At 38.8% G+C, this 17,462-nt stretch carries 12 protein-coding genes; 6 read left to right on the forward strand and 6 right to left on the reverse strand.

The features are described 5' to 3' along the window. Positions 1-293 precede the first annotated feature (293 nt). From CBE70_RS00090 to CBE70_RS00100, 3 genes are read left to right on the forward strand one after another with little or no spacing between them, the layout of a single operon-like run. On the forward strand, positions 294-1,115 hold the full coding sequence (locus tag CBE70_RS00090; RefSeq protein WP_023583450.1) for a DUF3100 domain-containing protein: 822 nt from the start codon (positions 294-296) through the stop codon (positions 1,113-1,115). Further along, a complete protein-coding gene (locus tag CBE70_RS00095; RefSeq protein WP_006534124.1) occupies positions 1,112-1,561 on the forward strand; it encodes a hypothetical protein in 450 nt (149 codons plus the stop codon). Before CBE70_RS00090 ends, CBE70_RS00095 begins: the two co-directional genes overlap by 4 nt. Beyond that, positions 1,561-2,739, forward strand: a complete 1,179-nt coding sequence (locus tag CBE70_RS00100) for a M20 metallopeptidase family protein (RefSeq protein ID WP_100157712.1) — start codon at positions 1,561-1,563, stop codon at positions 2,737-2,739. The genes CBE70_RS00095 and CBE70_RS00100 overlap by 1 nt, the downstream gene beginning before the upstream one ends. Before the next feature lie 66 nt (positions 2,740-2,805). Here the strand turns inward: CBE70_RS00100 and CBE70_RS00105 are convergent, their stop codons facing one another. Next, positions 2,806-3,819: a LysR substrate-binding domain-containing protein gene (locus CBE70_RS00105; RefSeq protein ID WP_100157713.1), complete on the reverse strand. Its 1,014-nt coding sequence runs from the start codon at positions 3,817-3,819 to the stop codon at positions 2,806-2,808. Positions 3,820-4,526: 707 nt separating this feature from the next. On the opposite strand from CBE70_RS00105, the gene proP reads away from it, so the two are divergent. Further along, entirely contained in the window at positions 4,527-6,029 is a 1,503-nt protein-coding gene (gene proP, locus CBE70_RS00110; protein ID WP_100157714.1) for a glycine betaine/L-proline transporter ProP, read from the forward strand. A gap of 10 nt (positions 6,030-6,039) precedes the next feature. Next, positions 6,040-7,467: a deoxyribodipyrimidine photo-lyase gene (gene phrB / locus CBE70_RS00115; protein ID WP_100157715.1), complete on the forward strand. Its 1,428-nt coding sequence runs from the start codon at positions 6,040-6,042 to the stop codon at positions 7,465-7,467. An 83-nt stretch (positions 7,468-7,550) separates the two neighbouring features. Here phrB and ppc read toward each other — a convergent pair whose 3' ends face one another. From ppc to metB, 3 genes are all read right to left on the reverse strand, one after another. Then, the gene (gene ppc, locus CBE70_RS00120) at positions 7,551-10,187 is read right to left on the reverse strand and encodes a phosphoenolpyruvate carboxylase (RefSeq protein ID WP_100157716.1); all 2,637 of its coding nucleotides are present in this window, start codon (positions 10,185-10,187) and stop codon (positions 7,551-7,553) included. Positions 10,188-11,106: 919 nt separating this feature from the next. Further along, entirely contained in the window at positions 11,107-13,545 is a 2,439-nt protein-coding gene (locus CBE70_RS00125) for a bifunctional aspartate kinase/homoserine dehydrogenase II (RefSeq protein WP_100157717.1), read from the reverse strand. A gap of 9 nt (positions 13,546-13,554) precedes the next feature. Further along, positions 13,555-14,715 (reverse strand): cystathionine gamma-synthase, encoded by a 1,161-nt coding sequence (gene metB, locus CBE70_RS00130; RefSeq protein WP_100157718.1) that lies wholly within the window; start codon positions 14,713-14,715, stop codon positions 13,555-13,557. 282 nt (positions 14,716-14,997) lie between these two features. On the opposite strand from metB, the gene metJ reads away from it, so the two are divergent. Further along, on the forward strand, positions 14,998-15,315 hold the full coding sequence (gene metJ / locus CBE70_RS00135) for a met regulon transcriptional regulator MetJ (RefSeq protein ID WP_006534139.1): 318 nt from the start codon (positions 14,998-15,000) through the stop codon (positions 15,313-15,315). A 227-nt stretch (positions 15,316-15,542) separates the two neighbouring features. Here metJ and yjjJ read toward each other — a convergent pair whose 3' ends face one another. Continuing rightward, positions 15,543-16,847 (reverse strand): type II toxin-antitoxin system HipA family toxin YjjJ, encoded by a 1,305-nt coding sequence (yjjJ, locus tag CBE70_RS00140; protein ID WP_100157719.1) that lies wholly within the window; start codon positions 16,845-16,847, stop codon positions 15,543-15,545. Between the two features lie 214 nt (positions 16,848-17,061). Then, a complete protein-coding gene (rpmE, locus tag CBE70_RS00145; protein ID WP_006534140.1) occupies positions 17,062-17,274 on the reverse strand; it encodes a 50S ribosomal protein L31 in 213 nt (70 codons plus the stop codon). Between the last annotated feature and the right edge of the window lie 188 nt (positions 17,275-17,462).

Raw genomic sequence — 17,462 nt, forward strand, 5'->3', positions numbered from 1 at the left:
ATTAAATTATAGACAACGCCTTCTTATAGGATTATTTTAATAATTAAAATTATTTTTAATAATGATTTTTCTCTTCACATTTTTATTAACAATTAAGCTGACTCATTTCAGCCTTACTCACTGTCTTTATTAAAAAATTTAACTTCCCCCCATTTGTTAATAAATTTATCACCATTGTATTATTTCATGCACCATGAAAAAGAGGTATGAAATAAACATGACATTGGTCACGCTACCTTTTGCTTTTTGTCCTCTAGAATAAAGCCTGATTATTTTTCAACGGAGATTAACGGATGGACAAAAGTAGAAGTCCGATAAAGGTTTTCTTTATTAGTATTCTGGCAGTCCTTTTCTTAATTTTTATTTCACAATATGTCATTGGTAAAAAAGAAATTAAGATTGGCATTGCGGTAATACCTATTTTACCAATGCTATTTGCTGTAATTATTGGTATGTGTATATCTGCTGGATTTACCCGTAAAAAAATTAAAGTATGGGGTAAATTATTCACAGAAAAAGAAGAAGGCTTCTGCGGTAAAATGGTAGGTTTCAGCCTGCTTATTTTAGGTACGCAATATGCAGGAATGATTGTTCCTAATATTAAAATGATTTTAAGTGTCGGTATTCCTTTATTTGTTCAGGAACTCGGTAACTTATTACCAGTATTAATTGCGGTTCCATTAGCCATTAAATTTGGATTTGGTCGTCGTGCAATTGGTGCTTGTTCATCTATTAGCCGTGAACCGTCTATCGCTGTTATTCAAGGTAAATTTGGTACAGGCTCTCAAGAATATATTGGTGTATTAGCCATTTATTTATGTGGTTCTGTTATCGGTACTTTATGGTTTAGCGTATTAGGTAGTATTGCACCATTAACTGGATTACATCCACTTGCTCTTGCAGCAGGCTCTGGCGTAGGTTCAGGTTCAATGTTAAGTGCTGCATCAGGTGCATTAATTAATGGTCTTGATGAAGCTTTAGCACAGCAAGTATTAAGTGTTGCCGCTGCATCTAACTTATTATCTTCAGCACTAGGCGCACTGTCATTAACCTATTTAGGTTTACCTCTTTCAGAAAAAATTTATAAAATTTTCACCAGAGGCAAAACTGCATGAAAAATATAATTATTGATATGAAATTTGTATTCGTTGCTATTTTACTGGCAATGTTTACTCAGACGTTAACATCAGGGATCGCTCTTTATGCAATGTGGGATAGCTTTATTGCTATGTCATTAGTGGTATTTATTTCACTCGTTGCAAAACATTATTTACCTTCATCTTTACCCACATTTGCTTATGCAACAATTATCGGGATACTTATTTGTTTACCCGAAACTCCGGTAAGAGATTTCTTTATTAGTTCTATTGGTAAAGTTTCTTTCTTATCTTGTTGTGTTCCTTTATTAGCATTTGCGGGTTTATCTGTTGGTGGTCAATTAGAAGAACTTAAGAAAATGTCATGGAAGGTTATTCTTATTTTCATGATTGTTTCAACTTGTTGTTTCTTTGGAGCATCAATCGTCGCGCAAATTGGATTTACTATCCAGGGAGTTATCTAATGAATAATATTTATAATGTCAGTGAAAAACTCTTTCAATTAAATGACTTTAGTAAAAAAACACGACAAGACCTGCACAAAATACCTGAGCTATCAGGTGAAGAATATAAAACATCTAAATACTGTCGTGAATTAATGGAAAGTTTTGGTTATCAAATTAAAACTTTTGATGGATATACTGGTTTCACAGCAGACTTAATTGTTAATTCTGAATTTCCATTAATTGCTATCCGTGCTGATATGGACGGATTAGAAATGCCAGACTTAACCAATAACGAACACAGCTCAATTCACCAAGGTTGTGCGCATAACTGTGGTCACGATACCCATATGACCATGGCATTAACCAGTGCTAAATATCTTGCCGAAAATAAAGAAGAAATGACGTCAAACGTCCGCTTTATTTTCCAAATGGCGGAAGAAGATATGCGTGTACCTGGCGCTGAAAAAATGGTGGAAATGGGTTGTATGGAAGGCGTTGATGAAACATACGCACTTCATAATGATGCCGCTATCGAAACAGGTTGTGTTCGCTTTAATGATGGCGTGATGTCATCTTATGGCTCTGCATGGACATTAGATGTTTATGGTGTTTCTGCACATGGTTCAACACCGCACAAAGGTTTAGATGCCATTCGTGAAGCGACTCGCTTAATTGATTATATGGATTATGTGGTTGCGAAAAAAACAGATCCATTTAGCCCTGCGGTATTTGGTTGTGGCATGATCAATGGGGGAACAATCCCTAATGCATTAGCTGATCACGTACAAGCTCGCGGTACTATCCGTTCTATGGATGAAAATACCGACCAAGTACTAAAAGCAAGTTTTGATGAAATCGTTGCACGCAGTACAGCTGGTGGATTTAAAACTACATTAAGCTATAGCGGATACCCAGCGGTTGTGAATCACCCAACTGCACATCAGCGTTTATTAGATGCGATGCGTAAATTCTTACCAGAAGAGAATATTGAATCGAATGGTAAACCAATGACAGGCAGTGAAGACTTTAGCTATATGGTTAACGCCACAAAAGGTAAAGTCGGTGCCATGTTCTTCTTAGGAAGTGGTAATCAAGCGAAAGGGATTAATAACTACCTACACGCTAATCCTTATTTTGTTGATGATGATTGTTTATTAGTGGGTGCTCAGATTTTTGTAAATATTCTGACTCGCTAATCTTTCTCTTGTTCTGCCTAAGCCCGTTCATTGCCCCCGCAAGAACGGGCTTTTTTATTCTGATGTCTATTCTGCAACGCTATTATTCACATTTACTGAGCGTAAATCAGGTAATCCTTGGTATATCTCTTTACTGTGCCATTGAGTTTCCCACTGCTCTGGCATCTGAATAATATTTCTATCAATATGTGGCGCATAAAGAGAAATAAACTCATGCATATAATCTTTCATATGAGTATGTTTACTGACACAGATATGGGTATAACTCGGTTGCACTAAATGATCGATATTAAGACATTTTAATGCGCCACCATCTTCAGTCTCATCATAAGAAGCTGCCGCAATAACACCGATGCCTAAATGTCGCTTAACATAGTATTTAATAATCTCTGTATCCGTCGCGGTTAAAGCCACTTTTGGCTTAAGATTATTTTTATAAAATACCTTGTCTAATTTAGATCCTCTTGTAAAACCAAAAACATAAGTAATCAACGGATACTCTGCCATCTGCTCAATAGTAACCTGCTCATCGTCTTTCAATAAAGCAAGAGGATGGTCATAAGGGACTAATAAACTACGAGTCCAGCGATAACAAGGTAAGGTAATGAGATCTTCATAAAGGTGCATAGATTCTGTGGCAATCGCAAAATCGACATCGCCATTTTTAACCATCTCTGCTAATTGAGCCGGTGCGCCTTGATGAAAGTGTAGAGAAATATTGGGGTAATAGCGACGAAAGTGGTCAATCACATTCGGCAATGAATAACGAATTTGCGTATGCGTTGTCGCAATATGTAAATCGACTTTTTTATTACGATCTTCTTCAGCCACAATGCTTTTAATTCGGTCAACTTGCCCAAGAATATCACAAGCAATTTTATGGACCTCTTTACCCATCGGACTTAATGCTAATAAATTATTATTTTTACGCACAAACAGCGACACACTTAATTCATCTTCTAATATTTTTAGTTGCTTACTGATTGTCGGTTGTGAGGTATAAAGTTTTTCAGCCGCATTAGTAATGTTGAAATTATTTTTCACGACTTCAACAAAGCTTTTCAGTTGATTAATGTTCATAGAGGTACCTGGGTTAATCTGCACAAATGCGCGGTTAATTATTAAATTTATAAATTGTTATTCTAAATATAGGTAACGCTTGGCGACCTTTAATATCTCGGTAGTCATATCCCATAACTACCTTGATATAATCTTATAATAAGAATAGCGAGATCTATTCTATTATCCACATTTTCATCTTGATTATTCTCTCGAATAATTAAGTAAAATAAGGCGTTATTATTTGTTATTTATCTATCAGACCTTGCATTATGCACAATGCTCATACAAATACGTTAGCCTATATCAAAAAGAAATAGGCAATAGACATAACATATTGTTATTAAAATAAAAAATAAGTTTGTTTTTTTATTTTCCCACGTGAGATTTTCAATTGACCTAACGCAAATTAACCATTAGTAATGCCTACAATTTTACACAAAAGCAGAATTACGTTATGATATTGATCACATTTTAATACATAGAGGCTCTGTTTTGTTATATCAAAACGACAAAGAAAACTTTCTAATATCTTATTCAATCTCATCTATACTTAATAAATATTCTCTTATCTATTAGCTTAATACCACTATTTAAACTTGGTAGAAGTAAGCTGTTTTTTAGTGAATTTTTATCACTCACTCTTCTCGCTAACAAATAGTCACTTCATTTCTTTTAATTAATTGATAAACAAAAAATCACAAATACCTTAATAAAGGTTACTTAATATGAAAATGAAGAAAAAAAGAAATAAACCACTACAAATCAATGATATAACTATTATTGATGATAGTAAACTTAAGAAAGCTATTACTGCGGCGGCGTTAGGTAATGCCATGGAATGGTTTGACTTTGGTGTCTACGGCTTCCTTGCATATGTCTTAGGTCAAGTGTTCTTCCCTGGTGCATCACCCGGTGTGCAGATGATTGCAGCTCTTGCCACATTCTCAGTGCCTTTCCTTGTTAGACCATTAGGTGGCATTGTATTTGGGATGCTAGGGGATAAATTTGGTCGTCAGAAAGTGTTATCTGTCACTATCATTATTATGGCACTCAGTACGTTTGCCATCGGTCTTATCCCTGCGTATGAAACCATTGGTATTTGGGCACCCGTTTTACTATTACTCGCTAAATTAGCACAAGGTTTCTCTATCGGTGGTGAATATTCAGGAGCGGCGATTTTCGTTGCTGAATACTCACCAGACCGTAAACGTGGATTTATGGGAAGCTGGTTAGACTTTGGTTCTATTGCTGGTTTTGTTATGGGGGCAGGTGTTGTTGTACTTATTTCTACTATCCTAGGAGAAACAGCATTTCATGAGTGGGGATGGCGTATCCCGTTCTTCTTAGCATTACCATTAGGTCTTATAGGCTTATATTTACGTCATGCTTTAGAAGAAACGCCTGCATTCCAACAGCATGTTGATGAAATGAACAGCGATGACCGTAAATCTATCGAAAATCCACCGCGTGTTTCATTACGTGAAATCGCATCAAAATATTGGAAAAGCTTAACGGTATGTGTCGGTTTAGTGATTGCCACTAACGTGACCTACTATATGTTATTAACGTATATGCCGAGTTATTTATCTCATAACTTAAATTATTCGGCAGATCACGGTGTACTGATCATCATCGCGATTATGATAGGGATGTTGTTTGTACAACCCGTCATTGGATTATTGAGCGATAAAATTGGCCGTAAACCATTTGTTATCGGCGGTAGTATTGGGTTGTTTATTCTTGCTTACCCTGCGTTTATGATGATTAACAGTGATGAAATCGGTTTAATTTTCTTAGGATTATTAATTCTTGCGGTTCTACTTAACTGTTTTACTGGGGTAATGGCGTCTATTTTACCTGCCATATTCCCAACGCATATTCGTTATAGTGCATTAGCTATCGCATTTAATATTTCTGTATTAGTGGCAGGTGCAACACCAACAGCAGCAGCATGGTTAGTTGAAGCAACTGGTGACTTATATATGCCTGCTTATTATCTGATGATTGTCGCCGTTGTTGGTTTGATCACAGGAATTAAAATGATTGAAACCGCCAATAAACCTTTACGAGGTGCAACACCTGCGGCATCAGATAAATCAGAGGCAAAAGAAATTCTGTCTGAGCATTATGATAATATCGAGCAACGTGTTGAAGATATTGAAGCTGAAATTGAGGCATTACAGAAAAAACGCCAAGCACTTATCGATCAACATCCTAAATTAGATTAAGAGAGGTTACATGCACCCGTCCCCTGTTCATTTAGTTTGGTTTCGTAATGATTTAAGAGTGACAGATCACAAGGCACTCTTTCACGCTTGCCAAGATAAACAAGCACAGGTGCATGCTATTTTCACCGTAACGCCTGAACAATGGAAAGCTCACAATATGGCTTTGTCATGTCAGGCGTTCATTCATAATGCGTTGCTGGATCTTTCAATCTCACTAGCAAAACTCAATATTCCACTGACCGTTGTGATAAGCGATACTTATTCAAATGCGGCCGATAAAGTGGCTGAGTATTGCCAACAACATCACGTCACTGCGTTTTTTTTCAATCACCAATATGCCCTTAATGAACAACGCCGTGATAAAAAAATCACTGAATTACTGAAGAATAAGACAACCGTTTATGCTTATCATGACAATGTATTTATTCCACCGGGTAATGTAGTCACCCAACAAGGGGAAATGTATAAAGTTTTTACTCCCTTTAGAAATGCATTTTTGCGACTCTTTTTTTCACAAAATAACGCTTCGTTACCTATCCCAGAGATCAGAACACATCAAAAAGCAGTATCACCTTTAAAAGCACCGCTATTTTCACTTGAAAATACAAGCTCGCTCTCTTTTGTCTCTACAGAAGAAGAGGCGCTTAAACGCTTAAAACAGTTCTGTTATGAAAGCGTGCCACATTATGCAAAATGGCGAGATATTCCTGCCGTTGATGGCACAAGCCGATTGTCTCCTTATCTTTCAATGGGATTACTGTCTATTCGCCAATGCTTTAATCGCCTTTACCAAACTGAACCTGATTTTTTAGAAAACAGTACATCAGGCGCATTTGTTTGGTTTAATGAACTTATTTGGCGAGAATTTTACCAACACTTAATTGTGGCAAATCCCAATTTATGCAAACACACTGCCTTTCAACTTTGGACAGAGAAAATTAATTGGCGTAACAACCAAGATGAATTTAATGCTTGGACTCAAGGCTCAACGGGTTTCCCTATTATTGATGCTGCGATGCGACAGCTTAACCAAACAGGTTGGATGCATAACCGCTTACGTATGCTTACGGCAAGCTTTCTTATCAAAGATTTATTAATTGATTGGCGTTGGGGTGAGCGTTATTTTATGTCACAACTCATTGATGGTGATTTCGCATCAAATAATGGGGGTTGGCAGTGGGCTGCATCAACAGGAACTGATGCCGTACCTTATTTTCGAATTTTTAATCCTACCACCCAAGGTCGTAAATTCGATCCTGATGGTGAATTTATCCGCCATTGGCTTCCTGAACTCGCCAATGTGCCGAGCAGATATATTCATACACCTCACGAATGGGCAGCAAAAACCAATAATTCTCTCGATTACCCTTTACCGATTGTGGATCACGCTAAAGCACGAATAAGAGCCATTGAGGCTTATGAAGAAGCAAAAAAATAAAACCAATATCAGAGATAAGAGATTAAAAACAAAAAAACAGCGCTGTTATTAAGCGCTGTTTTTATTTCTAAATACTGATGACTCTAGCCTGTATTACGCATACCCGCAGCAATACCTGCAATAGTGACCATTAGTGCCTGTTCAATTCGAGGATCCGACTCACTATGTGTGCGAGAACGCTGTAACAACTCAGCCTGAAGTACGTTTAATGGATCGGTATACACATTACGTAGTGCAATAGATTCAGCAACCCATGGTAAATCCGCCATTAAGTGTTCATCTTTTGATATTGCCAAGACACTCTTAATATCATCAGAAAGTTGCTGACGTAATTTAGACCCAAGTGGCCATAAACGCTCTTCAACTAAACGTTGATCGTAATATTCCGCTAACCATAAATCCGCTTTGGCGTACACCATTTCCAACATCGCAATACGTGTATTAAAGAACGGCCAGTTCTCACACATATCGTCTAATACTACTTGTTTTCCAGCATCAATTTCATGTTGTAAAGCGGCACCAGCCCCCAACCAAGCAGGTAACATTAAGCGGTTTTGAGTCCATGCGAAGATCCACGGAATAGCACGCAAGGTTTCAACACCACCTGTAGGACGACGTTTTGCAGGACGCGAACCTAATGGTAATTTACCCAACTCTCCTTCTGGCGTTGCTGCTCTAAAGTAAGGAACAAAGTCTTCTTGCCCTCGCACATAGTCACGATACATTGCGCAAGAAACGTCAGATAAGGAATCCATTACCTCAATCCAAGGCGCTTTTGGCTCTGGCGGTGGCAATAAATTTGCTTCTAAGATTGCACCGGCATAATGAGCAAGGCTACTGATTGTGACTTGTGGTAATCCGAACTTAAAGCGGATCATTTCGCCTTGTTCCGTCACACGCAGACCCCCTTTTAAACTTCCTGGTGGTTGAGAAAGTAATGCTGCATGTGCTGGCGCACCACCACGACCAATCGTACCGCCACGTCCATGGAATAGTGTTAATGTCACACCTGATTTTTCACAAAGTTTGATTAATGCATCTTGAGCACGATATTGCGCCCATGATGCCGCCATCACACCCGCATCTTTTGCAGAGTCTGAATAACCAATCATCACCATTTGTTTGTCATCGATTAAATCGCGATACCAAGGAATATCAAACAAACGGGTCATTACGCTTTCAGCATTATTTAAATCTTCAAGCGTTTCAAATAAAGGAGCAACAGGTAATCGAATATTTGCACCAGCTTCTTTCAGTAATAGTTTTACAGCTAATACATCAGAAGGCACTTTTGCCATTGATATCACATAAGAGGCGATAGAATCTTTAGGTGATTGTGCAATGACACGACAAGTCTCAAATACTTCTTGAGTTGCTGCACTTGGTTGCCAATTTGTCGGGATCAGTGGGCGTTTAGAATTTAACTCTTCAAGTAAGAACGTTTGTTTTTGCTCTTCAGACCAATTGGCATAATCACCAAGCTCTAAATATTGAGTCAATTCAGAGAGTGCTTCAGTGTGATTGGTACTTTCTTGGCGAATATCCAGTTTCACCAGTTGTAAGCCAAAACAACGAATACGGCGTAATGTATCTAACAGTTGTCCATTGGCAATAATACGCATACCACATTGAGTCAGCGATTGATAACATGCGTATAACGGCTCCCAAAGTTCTTCATTATCAATCAATAAGCCTTCTGGTGGTAACGACTGTAATCCTTTAATGCGTTGCTCTAAATAATCGCGAGTCACTTGTAAACGTGTACGCAATTGTTTAGCTATTTCACGATAAGGCTCTGCAACTTCAGCACCTCCCGCTAATTCACGCAGTTCAGGTGTACTTTCTGTCATTGAAAGTTCTGAAACAAGGACTTGAATATCATTTAAGAATAAATCAGCGGCTTTCCAACGGCTTAATAGTAACGCATGGCGTGTGATTTCAGCCGTCACATTTGGGTTGCCATCACGATCTCCCCCCATCCATGAGGTAAAACGAATAGGAGAAGCTTCTACTGGTAAGTTGTAATCAATGGATTCTTTAAGCTGCTCATTAAATTCACGTAAAAAAGCAGGAACACCTTCCCATAAGCTATTTTCAACAACCGCAAAACCCCATTTCGCTTCATCAATAGGTGTTGGGCGAATTTTTCTAATTTCATCAGTGTGCCATGATTGGGCTACTAATTGGCGCAGACGGCGCATAATATTAGTACGCTCGTAATCCGCTAAATCATCGTGGTCAAGTTGAGATAAACAGGTATTTACTTCAACCAGCTTATGAATAAGTGTGCGACGTGCAATTTCGGTTGGGTGTGCTGTTAATACCAGCTCAATAGAGATTTGCTCTACTGCTTCTTTTAATTGCTGGTCGGTAAAATTCTTATCTTTTAGTCGGGTGATCAGTTTTGCCAATGCCACAGGATTACTAGCCGCTTCACCGTGAGGCGAAATGCTATGGTATTGTTCTGCCACGTTCGTCAGGTTTAAGAATTGATTGAATGCTCTAGCAACAGGCAATAATTCATCATTAGAGAGATTTTGTAACGTCAACAACAGTTTTTGCCGCTGAACTTCATTACCCGCTCGTGACGATTTAGATAATTTTCGAATAGATTCAACCTTATCTAAAATTTCTTCACCGAGTGCTTCTTTTATCGTTTCTCCAAGTAGCTTGCCAAGCATACTGACATTGCTACGCATAGCAGAATATTGTTGATTCATAAGACTCCTGACCTTGTCTTTGTGGCGGTAACAACATGCTTCTTCCTATTAGAAAAGTCATGTCCTCCCAGTTGTGTAATTAACTTTCATTTCTGATGTGACTTTATTTTGATTTTTGTGATAAGCCACACTGCTTTTTTTACTTAGCCTACTATTCATATCAGAAAATAATCGGTTTGGGGGATTTTTCTGAAATTTAATTACGGCTTTAGTCTTATTAGAATGGCTAATATTCATGCTGTTCTAGCTCAATTTTATCGAGAATAAGGACATTTTTTCGTTTCTTATCTACAGTGAAGAGTTTTTTACTAAAAAGGGAGGGATACGTGAAAATTTATCTGGCGAGAAATTTAGATGATTTTTTTAATATTGATAAATTGTCTGGTCTGTTTTTTGATTTTTAACTTATTTTATCGATGGGCTATAACTTCCGTTTCTATTTCACTCCTTATTTTTCTTCTTTTTTACATTTTTACTAGATTAAAATTTCCGATTAAAATTTTCATAAGATAAAAACGAATAAAGCGCTGAATATCAGCGCTTTAAATTAAGAATAACGAATTGTTTTTTCAGTAAGTTAAGTTGTCTGTTATAAAACAGGTGGTAAATCGAATTGTACTCTTAATAACGTTTAAACACGTTGTAACTGTACTTCAACTTCCACTCAAGACGCTTAAATTTCACATCATGAGCTACTGACAAAAGTTCTCTTTAGCTTGATGGTTCACCTCCGTCATTTCATTTCTTAGTGGGACAATCTGTCTTACTACTTTTGACATCAATCGCTCCTTTGTGACTAGAGATAAGTTAAGTATAGCCAAAGAAATTAAAAAAATTGGGTGATATGACACAAATATGACAAAAGATTATCAGCAAAAAATAACCTGCTGATAATCTTTATAAAAGAGAAAAAATTAAATTACAGTAACTGAGAAAGGCGGTTTAAATCTGACTGAATTGCGCCTGCGGTCACATCTCTGCCAGCGCCCGGCCCTCTGATCACAAGCGGATTATCACGATACCAACGGCTTTCAATCGCAAATAAATTATCCCCCGGTAACAGTGAAGCAAGAGGATGTTCTTTTCTCACTGCTTCAACCCCAACTTTTGCTTTACCATTAGCATCAAAACGAGCGATATAACGTAATACCATGTCCATCTCATTTGCGGCGGCTAATCGCTGTGCCATTTGTTCATTAATCAGCGCACTGTTATCAAAAAATTCTTCTAAGGATCCCGTTTCAGCTTGCACTGGCACTAAAGATTCAACGCGAACCTGCTCCGGCTCAATGTCATAACCTGCTTCACGAGCAAGAATAACCAGTTTACGCATCACATCTTGCCCTGATAAATCAATTCGCGGATCAGGCTCTGTTAATCCTTGTTGCCAAGCTTGTTCCACCAACTCACTGAAAGGAACTGTGCCATCAAATTGCAAGAATAACCAAGAAAGCGTGCCAGAGAAAATACCGCTAATTGATAAAATAGTGTCACCACTTTCACGCAGATCACGCACCGTATGATTAATTGGTAAACCCGCACCCACAGTGGCGTTATATAACCAATGGCGACCTGTTTTAGAAAAAGCATCTCTTGTGGCACGATAGCGTAAACTTGAAGCCGAACCAGCAATTTTATTTGCACTGATAACATGAAAACCGTAGCTTGCAAAATCTTCATAAGAAGCAGCAAGAGACTCATTGGCAGTAATATCAACAACCACTAAATCATCATAAGGATGAGCTCTCATCCAAAGATAAAGAGACTCTTCATTATGTTCTGTGGCTTCTTCATCAAAGAAAGCCAATGCACGACTTGGATTAATACCTTGATAATCAAGTAAACTACGACGGCTATCAACAACACCCGCTAAAATAAACTCAAAATCACTACGCGCTGATAAAGGCTCTTGTTCACGAGCAAACAATTCTAACCAACGTGAACCAATATTCCCTTTACCAAACAGCACTAAGCCAATCTGTTTTTCAGCTCTAAATAATGTTTGATGCAAACCTTGCAGTAAGTGCTCAGTATAATTACGTAACACCGCAACTAAACTGATGTTATCTTCAGCATGCCAAATAAATTCAACTGGTTGGTCTTTAAGTTGTTGATAAAAACGATGACAATGTAATGGATTTTTACAGACACCTGCTCCCACTAAAGCCACTAATGAGAAGCCTTCTCGTAAATGTAATTTACCCGGTAAAACTGCATCTTGTAATACATCTAATGCACTGTTAGCTACTTCACTGGTATAGCAAAGTTGTAAAAGTTGACTATCACTGTCTACACCTGTTGCTAAAGGACGTATTTGAGCACGTTTAAGTAACTCATCAACTTCTTTCGCTACTTGTTCAAAATTTTGATGAGATGAGAGTTGGAGCTCAATCAAACAAACATCATCATGACTAGTAACGATTTTAGCACCCGTTCCTGATGCCAAAACACGTTCTATACGAGTTGAACCCTGTTCGGGTTGATAGCTACAACGAAGTTGTAAATCAATATTACTGCCTGAAACGGGTTGAAGTGTACGCGTATGTAAAACTGGGGCAGCTAATCGAGCCAATTCACTCGCTTCATCTAAACGCAATAAGGGTAATAAACAAGCATCTTTTACTTTACGAGGATCTGCACTATAAACACCCGCAACATCACTCCAAATTGTGACTTTTCCGACATCAGCTAAAGCACCCACTTGTGTTGCAGAGTAGTCACTACCGTTACGACCTAATAAAACCGTTTCACCTTGTTGATTGCGACTAATAAAACCAGTGACAACAAAACGGCTTTCAGGATGTTTTGCTAATAGTGATTGTAGTAATGGGCGAGATAACGTTTCGTTTACTTGTGGCTGAGCCGCTCTTTCAGCACACAAGAACTCACGCGCATCTAACCACACACTTGGTAAACCTTGCTCTGTAAGCAAATTCGCCATTAACCTTGCAGACCAAATTTCACCGTGGCCGACAACTTCTGCATAAGTTGCGTCTGTAATTGGTTTATCCAACAAATAACTTAAGCGTTCAAGATCAGCAATAAAAGCTTGAGAAAGTAATTCTGCATTCTCTTTTGAAAGCAGCCCTTCTATTAAAGATAACTGGTAGCGGCGCAAAGTTTGCTGAACTTGATGGGCCGAAATACGATCACTTTGGCTAAGTTTTAGCCAACTAATCAACTGATTCGTTGTAGAGCCTGCCGCAGAAACCACCATTAGGTCATTAGGTTGGCTATAGTTCGTCATGATATTCACGACACGTTGATAACATTTTATGTCCGCAAGACTGCTACCACCGAATTTATGTAACTGCCGGCAAATCGGCTCCGCCTGTTGTTTAATCGCCACTACGCTCATGATCCATGGTTACCTTTTAGTTGCTGCATCAAACGCACTTTGCAAATCATTGATTAAATCCTGGCTATCTTCAATACCCACTGAGATACGAAGTAATGAGGGGCTGATCCCTGCTGTTTTTTTCGCTTCTTCTGACATACCTGCATGTGTCATGGTGGCAGGATGACAGATTAAGGTTTCTACTCCACCTAAAGATTCTGCCAGTGTAAAGAGTGTTAATTGAGATAAAAAGAGTTTAATCACATCCAATCCTCCTTTTAACTCAAAACTTAACATTGCACCGAAACCTTGTTGCTGTTTTTTGGCTATTTTATGACCAACATGATTTTCCAGTGCGGGGTAATACAGTTTTTCGACTAATGGCTGTGCTTGTAAAAACGCCACTAATGCCTGTGCATTTTCTTGCTGAAGTCGAATTCGAGGTACTAATGTTCTTATACCTCGTAATAATAAATAGCTATCAAATGCGCCAGATGTGACGCCAATATTATTCGCCCACCAGCTTAGCTCCTCAAGTTGTTTCTGACACTGACAGATAACAACACCAGCAACAATATCTGAATGTCCATTGAGATATTTTGTGCATGAATGCACAACAATATCAGCGCCTAATGCTAACGGCTTTTGCAAGACAGGGCTCATAAAGGTGTTATCAGCAACCACTAAAGCACCTTGTTGATGAGCAAGTTCACTGATTTTTTGAATATCCGTTATTCTTAAAAGAGGATTACTTGGTGTTTCGATAAAAACAATTTTAGGCTGATGCGCCAAAGCCTGCTGAAGTGCAATATCATCATTTTGATCAACAAAAATCACACTGTAAGCACCACGCTCTTGTTGGCTGTTAAAAAGACGATAGCTTCCCCCATAGCAATCATGAGGCGCAACAATCACATCGCCAGGTTTTAGAAAAACCGTACAAATTAAATGAATGGCTGACATTCCGCTGCTAGTGACAACTGCCCCCACTCCACCTTCTAGCTCGGCTAATGCCTTTTGCACCATATCGCGTGTTGGATTGCCTCGACGAGAATAATCATGATCACGGGGCTGATTAAATTCTAAAAAATTATAGGTACTAGAAAGATAGATAGGCGGTACGACACAACCAAATTGAGTGTCTTCATTTAGCCCATTATGGATAGCAATTGTTGCTGTTTTCTTCGTCATACAGGCACCTTGTCACAGCGATAAGTGGAGAAGTTTACAACAGCATATCCAATTAGACACCAAGACGTCAACACATCTAGACATCTAAACTCCTTTACGGATAGATTAAGTAATGGAATAATACCCAAATTGAGAATATCGCCAGTGACTGTTACTTTTTCTCTCACCTTCAGCCAGAAGAGTCGGTGGTTTTAGAAAAGTCATGATAAACTGGTATTGCCCATCAGAATGTGGGTTAACCCTATTCTGACTTCAACTAAATGATATTAATTAAGGTAATCCATGGCTGAATGGAACGGTGAATATATCAGCCCTTACGCTGAGCATGGCAAAAAGAGTGAGCAAGTTAAAAAAATTACAGTTTCAATTCCATTGAAAGTGCTAAAAATTTTGACTGATGAACGCACTCGCCGTCAGGTTAATAACCTAAAACATGCAACCAATAGTGAATTATTGTGTGAAGCATTTTTGCACGCATTTACCGGACAGCCTCTCCCAAATGATGAAGACTTACGTAAAGAACGTAACGATGAAATCCCTGAAGAGGCAAAAGAAATAATGCGCCAGCGCGGGGTTGATCCCGATACTTGGGAGTATTAATCAGCGTCAGTTTTTGACTTATTGCTTGATTAACACGAACAAAAAAAGCCCAAAGCAAAAACTTTGGGCTTCAGATTAATGACAACCCCCTTGATTTTAACGAGAGGGGGGTTCTTTAAATATATATCAAAGATTTTCCCATCAACTACAGGCATAAAACTCAGCAATACATCCTCTTAGATTAAATTCATTTGAGTCTGTCACGTCTAAATTAAGTCTATTTACCATTACTCTAGGCGAGATATACGCGAACTTGCTTCATCAAGATGACTACGTAACGCTTTAAGGCATGGAGAAAAATTATCGGAAAAATAATTACAGCTATCAACTAAAGTATAAAACTGTTCAGCTAACTCTAAGCATTCCCGCCAAATTTCACCACTGATCCCATCAAGTAATATTACTGGGCGCAGCGTATTGACTATTTCCCCCCCAGACTTAGGTGCAAACCCCATTGGTAAAATATCGTAGGCAGGTGAAAGCGCATATGGACGACCATGGCTACTGATAAACGATAAGTTGCCATGATGCATGTCAGTATTTCCAATTAACATACCAAATGCCCAGCGGCGTGCTGTGCTAATCGCAGTATCAGGATGAACATGTTTTTGCTTAATTAGCTCATTAACTAACACGGGCCAAGGCTCTCTTGCCCGTCCTATAAACTCAGCATCTAGTGCTTGTAAAGAGAAAAGCCCTATACGGCCTAGTGGGCCTACACGATCAAATCGTGGGATTTCGAGGAAGCGTTGCCCTTCAAAATCAAATACCTCTGTTTCAACTCCAAGTACTTTTAATGCCAGATGCTCAGCTTGAAGCAGATCACGCCAACGCTCACTAACAGTGTTATCGTCAGGTGCCGTAAATTTTACGATAACATGACCTTTCTCTGTATAGGTGCAGAATTTGGGTTGCTCCCCACCAGCGGATGAACCAGGATCCTCTCCCGAACTCACGGCTCGTGCTAGTGTGGGATAAGTTTTAGCGCGATCAACTGGTTTCGGTGTCTGCATACTCAAAAATTGGTTTCTTGCTTGTTCCCCTATTAGAAGATTTCCCACTGCATCATGCCCATGAGCAAGTAGGGCTCTAATTATATCGGTATCAGACCAATGCTCTGGATTGTCGGGTAAACCAAGTTCAGCCGAATAAGCGCAAGCATAAGCTCTCCCTAGATATCCTTGGGGGCGCATATCCAATAACCACCACGGCAAACCTTCACTATACAGACTTGCATTATCTATTCGCTCCATAACAAAGCCTTCAGGATAAACTGGAGTCAATTTACCTAGTGGCTTAACTTTACCTTCTTCATTTATGCGATAAATGGGTACAGAATTAAACCCACGGAAACCATCACGTAAAGCATATTGAATAGAAGAGCCTGAGCCAATTCGAACAATATCATCACCCAATGCATGTAATGCCCGTGACAAAGTTGGCTGGCTAATATTCATAATATCAGTAAGTTGCCTTGCAGACTCAGGGCCATGGCGTAGTATTTTTCGTATCACTTCAGAGCGCATTGTCATGACCTTAATTACTTTATGAATAGATAGATGAATAGACAGATGAATAGATAATCTAACAGTTGTGATTTGGCTTGTCACTATCAACAGCTATTATCTAAAAAGAGAAAACGTTGCCCATAAAAAAAGCCCAAAGCAAAAAACTTTGGGCTTTTTTTCAATTCCGAACTGTCTGCAAGATGCCAGACTAGGCTGACATCTTGTGACAACAAATATCTTATTTGCTGCCTGGAATTTTGAAGCGTTTGTTGAACAGATCAACACGACCACCAGTAGCAACATCACGTTGTTTACCAGTATAGAATGGGTGGCATTTGTCACAAACGTCCAGATTCAGGTTATGACCTGCAGTGGAGTTGATTTTCATAACGTTACCGCAAGAACAAGATGCAGTAATTTCTTCGTATTTAGGATGGATATCTTTTTGCATGGAAAACCTCTACTAAGGCCGTGTCGCCATTCAGCCCACAGCCGAACACCACACGTCGTGTTGATTGAAATTAAGTGTTTGGTAATTTATCTACCAAAGGGGGCGGATCATACAGAATATCCACTAAACGCGCAATGAAATCTGCACACTTTTTGTGATATTCTTAACGTCATCTTTTCGCTAAAAAT

Origin of the sequence: Proteus columbae (assembly GCF_002777965.1) — a bacterium.
GTDB lineage: Bacteria > Pseudomonadota > Gammaproteobacteria > Enterobacterales > Enterobacteriaceae > Proteus > Proteus columbae.

What these genes read in the sequence shown, in the direction of transcription:
- CBE70_RS00090 (WP_023583450.1), top strand. Translation starts at nt 294, where the DNA reads ATGGACAAAAGTAGAAGTCCGATAAAGGTTTTCTTTATTAGTATTCTG.
- CBE70_RS00095 (WP_006534124.1), top strand. Translation starts at nt 1,112, where the DNA reads ATGAAAAATATAATTATTGATATGAAATTTGTATTCGTTGCTATTTTA.
- CBE70_RS00100 (WP_100157712.1), top strand. Translation starts at nt 1,561, where the DNA reads ATGAATAATATTTATAATGTCAGTGAAAAACTCTTTCAATTAAATGAC.
- CBE70_RS00105 (WP_100157713.1), bottom strand. Translation starts at nt 3,819, where the DNA reads ATGAACATTAATCAACTGAAAAGCTTTGTTGAAGTCGTGAAAAATAAT.
- proP (WP_100157714.1), top strand. Translation starts at nt 4,527, where the DNA reads ATGAAAATGAAGAAAAAAAGAAATAAACCACTACAAATCAATGATATA.
- phrB (WP_100157715.1), top strand. Translation starts at nt 6,040, where the DNA reads ATGCACCCGTCCCCTGTTCATTTAGTTTGGTTTCGTAATGATTTAAGA.
- ppc (WP_100157716.1), bottom strand. Translation starts at nt 10,187, where the DNA reads ATGAATCAACAATATTCTGCTATGCGTAGCAATGTCAGTATGCTTGGC.
- CBE70_RS00125 (WP_100157717.1), bottom strand. Translation starts at nt 13,545, where the DNA reads ATGAGCGTAGTGGCGATTAAACAACAGGCGGAGCCGATTTGCCGGCAG.
- metB (WP_100157718.1), bottom strand. Translation starts at nt 14,715, where the DNA reads ATGACGAAGAAAACAGCAACAATTGCTATCCATAATGGGCTAAATGAA.
- metJ (WP_006534139.1), top strand. Translation starts at nt 14,998, where the DNA reads ATGGCTGAATGGAACGGTGAATATATCAGCCCTTACGCTGAGCATGGC.
- yjjJ (WP_100157719.1), bottom strand. Translation starts at nt 16,847, where the DNA reads ATGACAATGCGCTCTGAAGTGATACGAAAAATACTACGCCATGGCCCT.
- rpmE (WP_006534140.1), bottom strand. Translation starts at nt 17,274, where the DNA reads ATGCAAAAAGATATCCATCCTAAATACGAAGAAATTACTGCATCTTGT.